We start from the raw sequence: 14,533 nt of genomic DNA on the forward strand, positions 1-14,533 counted from the left end.
TAACGCGATGACGTTTGCGAAAGATTTCGGACGGGATGTCGGCAGGCCTTTGGCCGCCACGCCTTCCTGTGCCGCGCCGCGTCTCGCCTCAGCTATGCAGTCTGCAACTTGTGCCCGCCCGCCGGGCCCGCACCTGTTCCGGTCTGCGGAAAGAACTCAATGGCAAAGAAGATGCTTATCGATGCCACCCACGCGGAGGAGACCCGCGTCGTGGTGGTTGACGGCAACAAGGTCGAGGAATTCGACTTTGAGACCGTAAACAAACGGCAACTCGCAGGAAACATCTATCTGGCAAAGGTCACGAGGGTCGAGCCCTCGCTTCAGGCCGCCTTCGTGGACTACGGCGGAAACCGCCACGGCTTCCTCGCCTTCTCGGAAATCCATCCGGACTACTACCAGATCCCGGTCGCGGACCGAAAGGCGCTTCTGGAGGAGGAGCGCGCCTATGCCGAGTCCCTCGAGGCCGAAGAAGGGGGTGGGCGGTCGCGCCGGTCCTCGCGGCGTCGGAGCGGCGAGGCGAAGGCCGAGAAGGCCGCCGACAAGGACGAGGTCGTCAAGGCCGAGGCCGATATCCCGGGAATGACCGTCGTCGATCTGGAGGAGGAGGCCGAAGCCTCCACCGAGGAAGGCGTGCCCGAGGCGAAGGCCGAAGAGGCGCCCGCCAAGGAAGACGAAGCGACCGCAGCGGAAGTAGCCGAGGCGAAGGAAGAGGAGCGCTCGGAAAACGAGGCCCCCTACGTGGCCGCGGACCACGCATCCGAGACGGACGAGGAAATCGAGTCCGTCGCCGATGAGGACGTGTCGGAGGAAATCCGCCAGCCCCGCAAGCCGCGTCCGCGCAAGTACAAGATCCAGGAAGTGATCAAGGTCCGGCAGATCATGCTGGTCCAGGTCGTGAAGGAAGAGCGCGGCACCAAGGGCGCGGCGCTGACGACCTACCTGTCGCTCGCCGGACGCTATTGCGTCCTGATGCCCAACACCGCGCGCGGTGGCGGGATCAGCCGCAAGATCACCAACGCGGCGGACCGCAAGAAGCTGAAGGAAATCGCCTCCGAACTCGAGGTTCCGGAAGGCGCGGGGCTCATCATCCGCACCGCGGGAAGCCAGCGCACCAAGACCGAGATCAAGCGCGACTACGAATACCTGATGCGGCTTTGGGAGCAGATCCGCGATCTGACGCTCAAGTCGATCGCGCCCGCGCCGATCTACGAGGAAGGCGACCTGATCAAGCGGTCGATCCGTGACCTCTACAACCGCGACATCGACGAGGTCCTCGTCGAGGGCGAGAAGGGCTATCGCGCGGCCAAGGACTTCATGCGGATGATCATGCCCTCGCATGCCCGCAACGTGAAGCTCTACACCGATCCGCTGCCCTTGTTCGCCCGCTACCAGGTGGAAAGCTACCTCGCCGGAATGTTCAACCCGGTCGTGCAGCTGAAGTCCGGCGGTTACATCGTGATCGGCGTGACCGAGGCTCTCGTGGCGATCGACGTGAACTCCGGCCGGGCCACGAAGGAAGGCTCGATCGAGGACACGGCACTCAAGACGAACCTCGAGGCGGCCGAGGAAGTGGCGCGGCAACTCCGCCTGCGCGACCTCGCGGGCCTCATCGTCATCGACTTCATCGACATGGAGGAGCGCAAGAACAACGCTGCCGTCGAGAAGCGCCTGAAGGAAAAGCTGAAGACCGATCGCGCGCGGATCCAGGTCGGCCGCATCTCGGGCTTTGGCCTTCTGGAGATGAGCCGCCAGCGTCTGCGGCCGGGGATGATCGAATCGACGACGCAGCCCTGCGCGCATTGCCACGGCACCGGGGTTGTGCGTTCGGACGACAGCATGGCACTGTCGATCCTGCGCCAGATCGAGGAAGAAGGCACGCGGAAGCGGTCGCGCGAGGTTCTGCTGCGCGCCCCGGTCGCGATCGTCAACTTCCTGATGAACCAGAAGCGCGAGCACATCGCCGGGATCGAGGCGCGTTACGGCATGTCGGTTCGGATCGAGGCCGATCCGTCGCTGATCAGCCCGGATTACGCGATCGACAAGTTCAAGACGGCGACCCGGAACGTGCCGGAGGTGTCGACCCCCGTCGTGTCCGCTGATGCCGCGCTGATGGCGGAGATCGACGAGGAAGACCTGGTCGAGGAAACCGAAGAGGAAGCCGAAGAGGCGCAGGCCACCGAGGCCAAGGCCGAGGGCGAAGGCGATCAGCCGCGCAAGAAGAAGCGTCGGCGTCGTCGGCGGCGCCGCGGCGGCGAGCGTGGCGGTGAACAGGTCGGGGCCGAGGCTGAAGCGGAAGGCGAAGAGGCCGGTGAGGAAGCCGTAGAGGCGGAAGCCGGCGAAGCCGAGGTGGAGGCCGCCGAGGAAGCCGAACCGAAGAAGCGTTCACGCAGCCGGAAACGTAAGCCGAAGGCCGAAGTCGCGGAGCCCGCGGAAGCTGCGGAAGGTGAAGAGGCTGCAAAGGCCGCGGAACCGGCCGAAGCCGAGGCCGAGGCTCCGAAGAAGCCGTCGCGCAGCCGGCGGGCCCCGAAGAAGGCGGAACCCGCCGAGGAAGCGGTCGAGAAGGCCCCCGAAGAGGCGCCCAAGAAGCGTACGCGCGCGCGGAAATCCACGGCCAAGGAGAAGCCTGCGGCCAAGGAAGAGCCCGTAGCCAGTGAAGAGGCTCCTGCCGCGCCGGAAGCTCCGGCCCCGGAATCTGCGCCGGCCAAGGAGGAAGTTGCGGCGGAGCCGGCGGTGGTCGAAGCGGCTGCGGAAACGGCCATAGTGCCGATGCCGAGGCCCGAGCCGGCGGACGAGACGCAAGCAGTCCCGGATCCTGAGGCGGAGACGGTGGGTGAGGCGCAGGATGATTCGAAGCCGAAGAAGCGCGGCTGGTGGTCGCTCGGCCGCTGAGGCGCACTTCGGACGGAAATCGGAAAGGCCGGGCTTCAGAGCCCGGCCTTTGCCTTGTGGGGCGGGCGCGGGAAGCGGACAACTTTCTCTGGAATCCCAGACCTTCAAGGATCAGGGCGCGGCTCGCGCAGCGTCAACGCGCTTGTGACCGTTGCGCTGAAGCCTGTGCGTGACGGCGCGCGGAGGATCGGCTAAGTCACGCTACATGTTCGGAATTGAGATCATCGACGCCGCCTTCCTGCCCGCTGCGTTCGTGGCGCTTGTCGCGGGCATCTTGTCGTTCCTGTCGCCCTGCGTTCTGCCGATCGTGCCGCCCTACATCGCCTACATGGGCGGGATCGGCATGGGCGAACTCACGGAGGGCGGCATGGCCGCGCGGCGCCGTGCGATTCTGCCGGCTCTGTTCTTCGTGCTGGGGCTGTCGACGGTGTTCCTGTTCCTCGGATTCACGGCCTCTGCCTTCGGGCGGTTCTTTCTGCAGAATCAGGAATGGTTCAGCCGCATCGCCGGGGTGGTCGTCATCATCCTTGGCCTGCATTTCGTGCATGTGATCCGCATTCCGATCCTCGACCGCGAGGCGCGCCTCGACGCGGGTGACCGCGGCGGATCGGCGCTTGGGGCATATGTGCTCGGCCTCGCTTTCGCCTTCGGCTGGACGCCCTGCATCGGACCGCAGCTGGGCGCAATTCTCTCTCTCGCCGCGAATGAGGCGAGCCTGACGCGCGGCACGGCGCTTCTGGCCGTCTATGCGATCGGCCTCGGCATTCCCTTCCTTCTCGCGGCCCTGTTCATAGATCGCGCGATGGGGCTCATGTCGCGGCTGAAGCGGCACATGGGGCTCATCGAGAAGGCGATGGGGACGCTTCTGATCCTGGTGGGCTTGGCGCTCCTGACGGGCGCTCTGTCGAGCCTGTCCTACTGGCTCCTCGAGACCTTCCCGTCGCTTGCGCTATTGGGTTGAGCTTTCGCCTTGCGCATCCGTCCCTGCCGGGGGCATTGAGGTCCTTGGCGGGTGAGAGGATCTTTACCTCCGGCAAACGATAGAGTGCCAGGAAGATGTCGGCATGAGTGACGGTGCGACAGGGCGGGTCTGGCGGCGGCGGGTGTTCTACGTCCCCGGCTACGACCCGTTCCATCCGCGCCGTTACCGGGAACTCTACCGCAAGGAAGGCGCGGCGCAGGCCGCCATATCGGGATACGAGCTTTCGCTCAGGTCGAAGCAGGGCGAGGGCCCTTATGGCTGGCACGTCACGGCGTCCATGGATGGAAACGCTGTCGAGGCCGATGTCGAGGTGCTGGTCTGGTCCGACATCGTGCGGGCCTCGATGGGACATTCGATCCCGGCGACCTATGCGCAGCTTGCGCGTACGGCATGGGTCTATCTGAGGTCCGGTGTTCTGTTCCGCGTGGCCCGTCTGCGGAAGGGTCCGACGATTGCGGCACTTTACCCGGTCGTGGCGCTCACCGTGGAGCTGGTTGCCGCGCTGCTGCTCGGCTGGGCGGCCGGAGCCGTCGCCGCGCAGGCGTTCTCGGCGGCGGCGCCCGCAATGGCCAACTGGATTGGCTGGGGGAGCGGCATCGCCGTCGCGTTTGCGATGCTCGCGTGGTTCCGTCGTATCGACGGCCGCATCTACGCCTACTATCTCATGCATGACTACGCCCATGGGGCACAGGCATGGGGGGCCTATCCGGCGGAGCTGGAGGTCCGGCTGGGCGCGTTCCGGGAAACCGTCGCAAGGGCGATGCGGGAGGATTGGGACGAGGTTCTCGTCGTGGGGCATTCCTCCGGCGCGCATCTGGCCGTGTCGGTATTGGCGGACCTGATCCGGGCGGGAGGCGTGCCTGAGGGCAGGCCGGCGCTGGGATTCCTGTCTCTGGGGCAGGTCGTGCCGATGGTGGCGTTCCTGCCCCGCGCGCGGAGGCTCAGGGCGGACCTTGCCTATCTCTCGGCGCGGGAGGAACTGACCTGGGTCGACGTCACGGCGCCGGGCGATGGCTGCGCCTTCGCTCTCTGTGATCCGGTGAGCGTGACGGGCGTCGCCCCGCCCGGCAAGCGCTGGCCCCTGGTCATTTCGGCCGCCTTCACGCAAACGCTGTCCCCGGCGCGCTGGAAGGAACTGCGGTGGCGGTTCTTCCGGCTGCACTTCCAGTATCTGTGCGCTTTCGACCGTCCCGGCGACTACGACTACTTCCGCATCACCGCGGGGCCGTTGACGCTCGCGGAACGATTCCGGCGGCGGGACCCGTCGAAGAGCCGGATCGAGACGCCGATGAGCGGCTACAGGGACGTCGCATGACCCCGCCCAAGCCGCCTTCCCGGCCCGACAGGGTGTCTCTGCTGCGCTATTTGCGGCTGTTCCGGACCGATATCCTGTCGGCCCAGCCTGCGCGGCTCTACCGGGCATGGATGGCCGAGTTTCGCACGCCCTTCTTCCGGTCATACCTCTGCAACGACCCGGCGCTGGTGGACCTGGTTCTGAAGGAGCGGCCGGACGACTTCCCGAAATCGAACCGGATTCGGGAGGGGCTATTGCCGCTTCTCGGCAATTCCGTCTTCGTCACGAACGGCGAGACGTGGAAGCGGCAGCGGCGGATCATCGACCCGGCTTTTGAGGGGGGGCGGCTCAGGGGAACGTTCCCGGCGATGCTGGCGGCGGGGGAAGCGGCTGTCGCGCGTCTTGCGGAGCGGGCGGGGCAGGGGCCGATAGAAATCGAAGCGGAAACGAGTCATGCGGCGGCGGACGTGATCTTCCGCACACTCTTTTCGATTCCGATCGAGCATGAGGTGGCGGGCGCGGTGTTCGAGGCCTTCCGCGAACACCAGCGCGCGCAGCCGATCCTGAACCTCGCGGCGTTCCTGCCGCTGCCGCGCTGGTTCCCGCGATTCCATTCCCGGAAGACGAGGGCGACGGCGCGGCGCATCCGATCGCTGATCACCCGGCTCACCGAGGCGCGGATGGAGGAGATTCGGGCCGGGACCGCGCCAGCGGATCTCGCCACGAAGATCATGGTGACCGAGGATCCGGTGACCGGGCGGCGCTTCGACACGGCCGAGATGGTAGATCAGGTCGCGATCTTCTTCCTCGCGGGGCACGAAACCTCCGCCTCGGCGCTGGCCTGGTCTCTTTACCTGCTGGCGACAAGCGCAGAATGGCAGGAGCGTATCGCGGCGGAAGCCGACTCGGTGGTCGGGGAGGGGGCTGTCGATTTCTCGGCGATCGGGCGGCTGAAGGCGGCGCGTGACGTTTTCCGCGAGGCGCTGCGTCTCTATCCCCCCGTCCCGATGATGGTACGCGAGACGACGCGGGCCGAGCGATTCCGCGATCGCGACGTGGCGCCCGGCGCACAGGTCGTTCTGAGCCCCTGGCACCTTCATCGCCACGAAAGGCTGTGGGACCGTGCGGACGAATTCGATCCATCTCGCTTTGCCACGGCAAACGGGAGGGAGTGTCTTCGCAGCGCGTATATCCCGTTCTCGACCGGCCAGCGCGTCTGTCCCGGGGCGGGTTTCGCGATGGTGGAAGGGCCGCTTCTTCTGGCGATGATCGCCCGCGCGTTCCGTCTATTGCCGGTCGAAGAGCGAATTCCGGTGCCGGTCGCGCATCTCACGGTGCGCGCGAAGGACGGTATCTGGCTGCGTCTGGAACCGCGTGTGCAATTGCCGTGACGATTCCCGGTCAGGAGCGCTTGACGCGGGGCGCGGCCATGCATATTACACGCCCACGCTCGGGCGGCGATCCGGGCGGGTGGACACGCGGTTGTAGCTCAGTCGGTTAGAGTACCGGCCTGTCACGCCGGGGGTCGCGGGTTCGAGCCCCGTCAACCGCGCCACCACTCCGGATCGCCCGAGAGCGCCCCAATGCGCGGTTGTAGCTCAGTCGGTTAGAGTACCGGCCTGTCACGCCGGGGGTCGCGGGTTCGAGCCCCGTCAACCGCGCCATTTCGCCTCAGTTCCGAATTCGTGGCCACGTGCCTATGTTCCGCCTGGAAAAAGGGGGCGACATGCAGTTTCTCGACACCATCCCGCTCAACATCGCGATTCTGGCCGCGCTGACGCTTGGGCTCGCGCCCTTCGTGCCGGAGCCGCATATCTGGGAAAAGCTGAAGATGCTTTTCGCGGGCACGCTGACGCGCCCGATCGACATCTTCGATCTCTGCCTGCACGCCGCGCCCTGGCTTCTTCTGTTCGCTAAGCTCGGCCGGATGGCCATGGTTCGCTAAAGCGTCATCCGGTAGCGGATGTGGTTATCCGTCTCAGCGAAGCGGTCGTAGAGCGCCCGGGCGGTCGCATTCTCCTGATCCGCCATCCAGTAGAGCCGGGAATAGCCGCGGGAGCGTGCCAGCGCGATCACGTCCTCGATCAGGGCCCGGCCGATGCCCCGCCCGCGGGCAGCTTCGGACACGAAGAGGTCCTCGAGGTAGCAGTCCTGCGCCAGGCTCCAGCTGCTTTCATGCGCCAGATATATGGCGAATCCCACGATCCCGCGATCGGTGACGGCCACGCGCATGGAAAGGCTGCAGTCCGCGTCGAGGATTCGCGCCCAGGTCCGGTCGGCCACGCCTGGGGCAAGCGTGACGCCGTAGTAGTCCAGGTAATCCCGCCACAGCCGGCGCCATTGGGCCTCGTCGCCGGGGGCGGCGTCGCGAATCCCAAGGCTCATCCCGCGATGCGCGCCAGGATGCGCGCCCAGGAGCGGATACCCTTGTGGAAGCTCTCGAGGTCGTATTTCTCGTTCGGGGAATGGATCTGGTCGTCGTCGCGCCCGAAGCCGACGAGCATCGCGTCCATGCCGAGAATCGTCTTGAAGTAACCCGCGATGGGGATCGATCCGCCGCAGCCGACGAAGGCGGCAGGGCGACCCCATTCCTCTGTCAGCGCCTGTCGCGCGGATTCGAAGGCGGGGTCGGAAATCTCCATCTGCCCGGCGGGGGAGGCGCCGTGGTCCGCGAACTCGACCTCGCAGTCCGGCGGCAGCATCGAGCGCACGAGGGCGCGGAAGTTTTCGCGGATCTTCAGCGGGTCCTGCTTGCCGACTAGGCGGAAGCTGATCTTCGCGTGCGCCTCGGCCGGAAGGACGGTCTTGAACCCGGCGCCGGTGTATCCGCCCCAGATCCCGTTCACCTCGCAGGTCGGGCGCGACCAGATCATCTCCAGCGGCGTGCGATCCTTTTCGCCCGCGGGTTCGGAAAGGCCGACCTCGCCCAAGAACCGCGCGTGGTCGAAGGCGAGTGCCTGCCACTGGGCGCGAACCTCGTCCGAAAGCTCCTCCACGCCGTCGTAGAAGCCGGGCACCGTTACCCGCCCGTCCTCGTCGTGAAGCGAGGCGATGATCCGTGCCAGAACCCGGATCGGGTTGATCGCGGGGCCACCGAACATGCCGGAATGGAGATCCTTCGTCGCGGCCTTGATCGTCAGTTCCTCGCCCAGAAGTCCGCGCAGCATGGTAACGATGGCGGGCACGGTTTCCTCGAACAGCCCTGTGTCGCAGATAAGGGCGAGATCGGCGGAGAGTTCGTCCCTGTGCTTTTCCATGAAGGGAATGAGCGAGGGGGAGCCGGATTCTTCCTCGCCCTCTAGGAAGATGGTGAGGTTCCCCGGCAGCGAGCCGTGCACGTGCTTCCAGGCCCGGCAGGCTTCGATGAAGGTCATGAGCTGGCCCTTGTCGTCCGAAGACCCACGGCCGCGGATCACCTTGCCCTTCGGCGTCTCCTCGACCGCGGGGTCGAAGGGATCGCGGTCCCAGAGGTTCAGGGGATCGACCGGCTGGACGTCGTAATGGCCGTAGAAGAGGAGGTGCCGTCCCGTGCCGCCGGCGTGGCCCACCACCATCGGATGCCCCGGCGTGGGCCGCGATGCGGCGTCGAAGCCCAGTCCGCGCAGATCCTCGGCCAGCCATTCCGCCGCCCGGGCGCAGTCATCCTTGAAGGCGGGGTCCGTGGAAATCGACGGGATGCGCAGGAGTGACATCAGCCGGTCCAGCGAGTCCGGCAGCGTTTCGTCGATGCGGGCAAGAACGGCGTCGAGGCTCATCTTCGGTCTCCGGTTCGGGAAGCTCCGGAGAGCCTATCAGGACCATTGACTTCGTCCAGATGTACTCGCCCTTTCGCTTTGCCGGTGCTATGTTTTTTGCGTGGGGGGGGATGCCCATGCCCGAATCCGGCAGCGACATTATGTGCCCTCGCCTTTTCGCCTTTTGACCGATATCAAGGCGATCTGAACCGGACCCGGGCACGGTTCTGCCCTGAGAGAACGGAAAAGGGAAACGCGGCAATGGATTACGAAGGCGCGCTCGATACGGCGATCCGACGGCTGCACGAGGAGGGGCGCTATCGCACCTTCATCGACATCGAACGGGCGCGCGGCGCCTTCCCAAAGGCCATCTGGCGCCGTCCCGACGGGACGGAGCGTGAAATCACCGTATGGTGCGGCAACGATTACCTCGGCATGGGGCAACATCCGGCTGTCCTCTCCGCCATGCACGAGGCGCTGGACGCGACGGGCGCCGGTTCCGGCGGGACGCGCAACATCTCGGGCACGACCGTCTACCACAAGCGGCTCGAGGCCGAACTGGCGGACCTCCACCAGAAGGAAGCGGCGCTGGTCTTCACCTCCGCCTATATCGCGAATGACGCGACGCTTTCGACGCTGCCGAAGCTTTTCCCCGGTCTCATCATCTACTCGGACGAGCTGAACCACGCATCGATGATCGAAGGCATCCGCCGCAACGGCGGGGCGAAGCGCATCTTCCGCCACAACGATCTGGCGCACCTGCGGTCGCTCCTTGAGGCCGACGATCCTGCCGCGCCGAAGCTCATAGCCTTCGAGTCGATCTACTCGATGGACGGTGATTTCGGACCGATCGAGGCGATCTGCGACATCGCCGACGAATTCGGCGCGCTGACCTATATCGACGAGGTTCACGCGGTCGGCATGTATGGCCCGCGCGGCGCCGGCGTGGCCGAGCGTGACGGGCTCATGCACCGGATCGACATCATCAACGGCACGCTCGCCAAGGCCTATGGCGTGATGGGCGGCTACATCGCCGCTTCGGCGAAAATGTGTGATGCGGTGCGGTCTTACGCGCCGGGCTTCATCTTCACGACCTCGCTGCCGCCGGCGGTTGCGGCTGGGGCGGCGGCCTCGGTCCGTCACCTCAAGACCGACCAGGGGCTGCGCGACAAGCAGCAGGAAAACGCGCGCATCCTCAAGATGCGGCTCAAGGGGCTCGGCCTGCCGATCACCGACCACGGAAGCCATATCGTCCCGGTACATGTCGGCGATCCCAAGCACTGCAAGGCACTGTCGGACATGCTGCTCGAGGACTACGGCATATACGTCCAGCCGATCAATTTCCCGACCGTGCCGCGCGGGACGGAGCGCCTGCGCTTCACGCCTTCGCCCGTGCATGACTCCGGTGAAATCGACAGGCTCGTCAGGGCCATGGACGCCCTCTGGTCTCGCTGTGCGCTGAATCGTGCCGAACTGAGCGCCTGATCGTTTCTGCATGTGCAACTTACCTTGCGCTGTGGTAGAAACTCTTAAATAGCAGAGCACTGGACGGCACGAATCGCCGTCACGGGGATCAGGGGTCAGGGACAGGCGAATGATCGGGCGGAGGGCCACACCTTCGACGCAGGTCGAGGACAAGCCGAAAGGCTTTGACGACTATGAGCTGCGCCTGGGGGATATCATGCGCGGCGAACGGGCCACGCTTGCAAAATCCCTTCTCGATGTCCAACGCGAACTGAAGATCAAGGCGAGCTATGTCGCCGCGATCGAGAATGCCGATGTCTCGGCCTTCGAGACGCCGGGCTTCGTCGCGGGCTACGTCCGCTCCTACGCGCGATACCTCGGGCTCGATCCGGAGTGGGCCTACAAGAGGTTCTGCCAGGAAGCGAACTTCACCGTCTCGCATGGCATGTCGGCGGAAGCCTCCGGGCCGAAGCCGAAGCCGCGCCAGAAGGTGGAATACAGCGAACCCCTGGCCAATCCGAACGCTTCCTTCGTTCCTCAGGGCAAGGGTTTCTTCCACGGGGTCGAGCCCGGCGCGGTCGGCTCGGTGCTCGTCCTGGCGTTCTTGGCCTTCGGTATCGGCTATGGCGGCTGGACCGTTCTTCAGGAGGTCCAGAAGGTTCAGTTGGCCCCCGTTGACCAGGCCCCTGGCCTCGTGGCGGAACTGGATCCGATCCCGGCCGCGACGGCTTCGCCGGGCGACGTTCTGCCGTCTGAGGGCGACGAACAGGTCGCCGTACAGCTTCCCTCGACGGACGCGTTCGACCGGCTCTACCGGCCGCAGGCGCTGGACGTCCCGGTTCTCGTGGCCCGCGACGGTCCCATCGCCGCGATCGATCCGAATACCGTGGGCGCGCTGGCGTCGCCGCAGACCGATGCTATTGCCATGGCTGTCGCCGAGGCGGTTTCAGCCGAGGAAGAGAGCCCGGTCGTTCGCACCGTTGCCGAGGATGCGCCGGCGGTCGAACTTCTGGCAGTGCGCCCGGCCTGGGTTCGGGTGACGGGCGCGGATGGCACCGTGATCTTCGAGAAGATCCTCGATGCCGGCGAACGCTATGCGCTGCCGAAGTCGGAAGAACCGCCTACGCTGCACGCCGGTAACTCGGGCGCGGTCTATTTCGCGGTGAACGGGGACACCTACGGGCCGGCTGCCCCGGGCGCTCAGGTGGTGAAGAACGTCGTCCTCTCGCCCGACGCCTTGCTTGGCGCCTACGCGCTGGCCGACGTCACGCAGGATCCCGAACTCGCGAACATCGTGAACGTGGCAGAAGCCTCGCCCACGCAGTAGGGGGCGTTGCCCTGCGGGCTGGCAGCGACTATGTCTCTGCCCGACCGAAACGCCGAAAGCCTTTCCAAATGTCGATGAACCACGTCCGCCCGTGGCGCAACATTTCCCGTCGCAAGTCGCGCCAGATCATGGTCGGCAATGTCCCTGTCGGGGGCGATGCGCCAATCTCGGTGCAGACCATGACAAACACCGACACTTCCGACGCAAAGGCCACGATCGAGCAGGTCCAGCGCGCCGCCGTGGCCGGGGCCGACATCGTCCGCGTGTCGACGCCGGACGAAGCCTCCACGCGGGCTCTGCGCGAGATCGTCGCCGAAAGCCCGGTGCCGATCGTTGCGGACATCCATTTCCACTACAAGCGGGCGATCGAGGCGGCGGAGGCCGGAGCGGCCTGCCTGCGCATCAACCCCGGGAATATCGGCGACGCGAAGCGCGTGTCAGAGGTCGTGCGTGCGGCGAAGGATCACGGGTGCTCGATTCGGATCGGGGTAAATGCGGGGTCGCTGGAACGGCATCTTCTGGAGAAATACGGCGAGCCCTGTCCCGAGGCGATGGTGGAAAGCGCGCTGGAGCATGTCAAACTCTTGCAGGACAACGATTTCCACGAGTTCAAGATAAGCGCCAAGGCCTCGGATGTCTTCCTTGCCGCCGCCGCTTACCAGGCGCTGGCAGAGGCGACGGACGCGCCGATCCACCTTGGTATCACCGAGGCGGGCGGGTTCGTGTCCGGCACCGTGAAGTCCGCGATCGGGCTTGGCAACCTCTTGTGGTCAGGGATCGGCGACACGATCCGCGTCTCGCTCTCGGCCGATCCGGTCGAAGAGGTGAAAGTCGGGTACGAGATACTGAAGTCGCTCGGGCTCCGGCACCGGGGCGTCACGATCATCTCCTGCCCGTCCTGTGCGCGGCAGGGGTTCGACGTGATCAAGACGGTCTCGGCGCTGGAAGAGCGACTCGCGCATGTCACCACGTCGATGAGCCTGTCGATCATCGGCTGCGTGGTAAACGGCCCGGGCGAGGCGCTGATGACTGACATCGGCTTCACCGGCGGGGGCAAGGACGCGGGCATGGTCTATCTGGCCGGCAAGCAGAGCCACAAGATGTCGAACGAGCGCATGATCGACCACATCGTCGAACTGGTCGAAGCGAAGGCGGCAGAGATCGAGGCCGCCAAGGACGCGGCGGAGTAGGGCGGCCGCGCGCCCGAAGGCACGCAGCCTGCTTGGATATCCTCAGGCGGGAAGCCGGATCGGGAACCGCGCGCGAATTGCCGTGTCGAGGTCCGTCGGGAAGGCGGCGCGAGACGGTTCCACAAGGATCGCATGCTTTCGCGCGGTGGCCTTCTGCAGAAGGTCCGGTCGGCCTTGTTCCACCCACTCCTTCGGCGAGGTCCGGTCGCCAAGGCTCGGGTAGATGTATTCGGTCTGCATGAGGCCGAGCGTCTGTTCGTGGCCGAGGTAGTGGCCAGGACCGTCGAGGCAGACCCGGCGCATCACGTCGAGGCTCACGGAATCCTCGGTGACTTCGATCCCGCGCACGCAGCGCAGGCTCTGCCCGATGAGGTCATCCCCGAGGATCAGGCTTTCCATGCAGAAACCGAGGAGCGAGGCGTGCATCCCCGCCGCCTCGTAGATCATGTTCAGGCCCGAAAGTCCGGCCATCACGTTCGACGTCGCCTGTTCCCATCCCGCCTGCATGTCGGGAAGCTTGGCGTCGGCGATGCCGGCGGCGGCGCCGCCCGGCAGGCCGTAGAAGCGGTGCATCTGCGCACAGCCCGCCGTCAGAAGGGCCTGCTCGCCCGACCCGCCCGACATCGCGCCGGTCCGGAGGTCCGAGACGAATGGCCAGGTACCGAAGATCGCGGGGAATCCGGGCGCCATTGCGTTCACGTAGACCACGCCCGCGAGGCATTCGGCCACGGCCTGTACGATGGCCCCGGCGATCGGGGCCGGCGCGGTCGCACCGGCCTGGCCCGCGGAGAGCAGAAGCACCGGCATGCCGTGGCGGATGCACTTCTCCATCACCCGGCAGCTTTCGGTCGCGAACTTCATCGGCGGGACGACGAAGCAGTTCGAGTTCGAGATGAAGGGCCGCGCGCGCCAGGCCTCCTCGCCACCCGCGATCATGTGGATGAGGTCGAAGCAGCGATCGACGAAATCCGGGTCGGTGAAGCTGGTGCCTACGTGTTTCGTTGTGCCGCGGCAGCAGGCGTAGATGGTGTTCAGATCCATCTCGAAGTTGTCGGTGATGTCGCGGCAGACCATGGCGCGCTGGAAGAAGTGGATGTTGTCCAGCCGGTCGGCGATGCGGGCGGCGTCGAACAGGTCCTGCACGGTTGAATCGCGGTATTCGCGCTTCTCGACGTCCACGACGTGCACGGCCGCGCCGGCGGTGCCGTAATGGACGCGGGTGCCGGATAGCAGGAGGTCGTTCTTCGGATCGCGCCCGCAGAGCGTGATGTCTCGCGCGGCAACGGCCAGCATGTCCTCGACGAGCGCGCGGGGGAAGCGGATTCGGCCGTCGTCACCCAGTACGGCACCCGCACCGGTAAGGATCTCCACGCCGCTTTCGGGCGCGTCCGCGAGGCCGATCTGTTCGAGCGCGTCGAGGGCGGCCTGGTGGATACGGGCAACGCCGGCCTCGGTCAGGGGCGCGTATTGCCCGCCAGAAAGGCCCGCGCGCACCGGGCGGCGGTCTTCGGCAAGAGGCGCGGCGCGGAGGGCGTGGCGAGCAGCGCGACCGCCGGAGCGGCGGGAAGGATTGATTTCGTTCATCTGAGGGCAGTCCAAAAGGTGGGGTTGGCACTAAAGCGGGGCTTAGATCCCAGCCGGACCGCCACGCGC

At 66.0% G+C, this 14,533-nt stretch carries 11 protein-coding genes and 2 tRNA genes; 10 read left to right on the forward strand and 3 right to left on the reverse strand.

Annotated features, from left to right (window positions below; genetic code table 11):
* Nucleotides 1–159: 159 nt before the first annotated feature.
* The 7 genes from ABCN56_RS00125 (at nt 160) to ABCN56_RS00155 (ending at nt 7,110) form a co-directional block, all read left to right on the forward strand.
* Nucleotides 160–2,889 (forward strand): Rne/Rng family ribonuclease, encoded by a 2,730-nt coding sequence (locus tag ABCN56_RS00125; RefSeq protein ID WP_343078749.1) that lies wholly within the window; start codon nt 160–162, stop codon nt 2,887–2,889.
* Between the two features lie 205 nt (nt 2,890–3,094).
* Complete coding sequence (locus ABCN56_RS00130; RefSeq protein WP_343078750.1) at nt 3,095–3,850, forward strand: cytochrome c biogenesis CcdA family protein; 756 nt, start codon at nt 3,095–3,097, stop codon at nt 3,848–3,850.
* Nucleotides 3,851–3,953: 103 nt separating this feature from the next.
* Nucleotides 3,954–5,186 carry a hypothetical protein gene (locus ABCN56_RS00135; protein WP_343078751.1) on the forward strand — a complete coding sequence of 411 codons (1,233 nt, stop codon included), beginning with the start codon at nt 3,954–3,956 and terminating at the stop codon, nt 5,184–5,186.
* Nucleotides 5,183–6,556, forward strand: coding sequence for a cytochrome P450 (locus ABCN56_RS00140; RefSeq protein ID WP_343078752.1), 1,374 nt, complete (start codon nt 5,183–5,185; stop codon nt 6,554–6,556). Before ABCN56_RS00135 ends, ABCN56_RS00140 begins: the two co-directional genes overlap by 4 nt.
* Before the next feature lie 87 nt (nt 6,557–6,643).
* Nucleotides 6,644–6,720: transfer RNA gene (locus ABCN56_RS00145), tRNA-Asp, on the forward strand.
* 32 nt (nt 6,721–6,752) lie between these two features.
* Nucleotides 6,753–6,829: transfer RNA gene (locus ABCN56_RS00150), tRNA-Asp, on the forward strand.
* A 35-nt stretch (nt 6,830–6,864) separates the two neighbouring features.
* Nucleotides 6,865–7,110: an RND transporter gene (locus ABCN56_RS00155; protein ID WP_343078753.1), complete on the forward strand. Its 246-nt coding sequence runs from the start codon at nt 6,865–6,867 to the stop codon at nt 7,108–7,110.
* Here the strand turns inward: ABCN56_RS00155 and ABCN56_RS00160 are convergent.
* Nucleotides 7,107–7,550 (reverse strand): GNAT family N-acetyltransferase, encoded by a 444-nt coding sequence (locus ABCN56_RS00160; protein ID WP_343078754.1) that lies wholly within the window; start codon nt 7,548–7,550, stop codon nt 7,107–7,109. The two genes, ABCN56_RS00155 and ABCN56_RS00160, sit on opposite strands and share 4 nt — an antisense overlap.
* The gene (locus ABCN56_RS00165) at nt 7,547–8,920 is read right to left on the reverse strand and encodes a M20/M25/M40 family metallo-hydrolase (protein WP_343078755.1); all 1,374 of its coding nucleotides are present in this window, start codon (nt 8,918–8,920) and stop codon (nt 7,547–7,549) included. The genes ABCN56_RS00160 and ABCN56_RS00165 overlap by 4 nt, the downstream gene beginning before the upstream one ends.
* A gap of 240 nt (nt 8,921–9,160) precedes the next feature.
* Here ABCN56_RS00165 and hemA point away from each other — a divergent pair, with 240 nt between their 5' ends.
* The 3 genes from hemA to ispG all read left to right on the forward strand — a co-directional run bounded on the left by hemA (nt 9,161) and on the right by ispG (nt 12,880).
* The gene (gene hemA / locus ABCN56_RS00170; protein ID WP_343078756.1) at nt 9,161–10,384 is read left to right on the forward strand and encodes a 5-aminolevulinate synthase; all 1,224 of its coding nucleotides are present in this window, start codon (nt 9,161–9,163) and stop codon (nt 10,382–10,384) included.
* Between the two features lie 109 nt (nt 10,385–10,493).
* Complete coding sequence (locus ABCN56_RS00175; protein ID WP_343078757.1) at nt 10,494–11,690, forward strand: helix-turn-helix domain-containing protein; 1,197 nt, start codon at nt 10,494–10,496, stop codon at nt 11,688–11,690.
* Between the two features lie 68 nt (nt 11,691–11,758).
* Nucleotides 11,759–12,880, forward strand: coding sequence for a flavodoxin-dependent (E)-4-hydroxy-3-methylbut-2-enyl-diphosphate synthase (ispG, locus tag ABCN56_RS00180; protein WP_343078758.1), 1,122 nt, complete (start codon nt 11,759–11,761; stop codon nt 12,878–12,880).
* A gap of 42 nt (nt 12,881–12,922) precedes the next feature.
* Here ispG and ABCN56_RS00185 read toward each other — a convergent pair whose 3' ends face one another.
* Entirely contained in the window at nt 12,923–14,464 is a 1,542-nt protein-coding gene (locus ABCN56_RS00185) for a trimethylamine methyltransferase family protein (protein WP_343078759.1), read from the reverse strand.
* Nucleotides 14,465–14,533 lie beyond the last annotated feature (69 nt).

Source organism: Ostreiculturibacter nitratireducens (assembly GCF_032670585.1).
Lineage (GTDB): Bacteria > Pseudomonadota > Alphaproteobacteria > Rhodobacterales > Rhodobacteraceae > Ostreiculturibacter > Ostreiculturibacter nitratireducens.

Excerpts from the sequence above, each read along its gene's own strand:
- ABCN56_RS00125 (WP_343078749.1), top strand. The coding sequence starts at position 160 with ATGGCAAAGAAGATGCTTATCGATGCCACCCACGCGGAGGAGACCCGC.
- ABCN56_RS00130 (WP_343078750.1), top strand. The coding sequence starts at position 3,095 with ATGTTCGGAATTGAGATCATCGACGCCGCCTTCCTGCCCGCTGCGTTC.
- ABCN56_RS00135 (WP_343078751.1), top strand. The coding sequence starts at position 3,954 with ATGAGTGACGGTGCGACAGGGCGGGTCTGGCGGCGGCGGGTGTTCTAC.
- ABCN56_RS00140 (WP_343078752.1), top strand. The coding sequence starts at position 5,183 with ATGACCCCGCCCAAGCCGCCTTCCCGGCCCGACAGGGTGTCTCTGCTG.
- ABCN56_RS00155 (WP_343078753.1), top strand. The coding sequence starts at position 6,865 with ATGTTCCGCCTGGAAAAAGGGGGCGACATGCAGTTTCTCGACACCATC.
- ABCN56_RS00160 (WP_343078754.1), bottom strand. The coding sequence starts at position 7,550 with ATGAGCCTTGGGATTCGCGACGCCGCCCCCGGCGACGAGGCCCAATGG.
- ABCN56_RS00165 (WP_343078755.1), bottom strand. The coding sequence starts at position 8,920 with ATGAGCCTCGACGCCGTTCTTGCCCGCATCGACGAAACGCTGCCGGAC.
- hemA (WP_343078756.1), top strand. The coding sequence starts at position 9,161 with ATGGATTACGAAGGCGCGCTCGATACGGCGATCCGACGGCTGCACGAG.
- ABCN56_RS00175 (WP_343078757.1), top strand. The coding sequence starts at position 10,494 with ATGATCGGGCGGAGGGCCACACCTTCGACGCAGGTCGAGGACAAGCCG.
- ispG (WP_343078758.1), top strand. The coding sequence starts at position 11,759 with ATGTCGATGAACCACGTCCGCCCGTGGCGCAACATTTCCCGTCGCAAG.
- ABCN56_RS00185 (WP_343078759.1), bottom strand. The coding sequence starts at position 14,464 with ATGAACGAAATCAATCCTTCCCGCCGCTCCGGCGGTCGCGCTGCTCGC.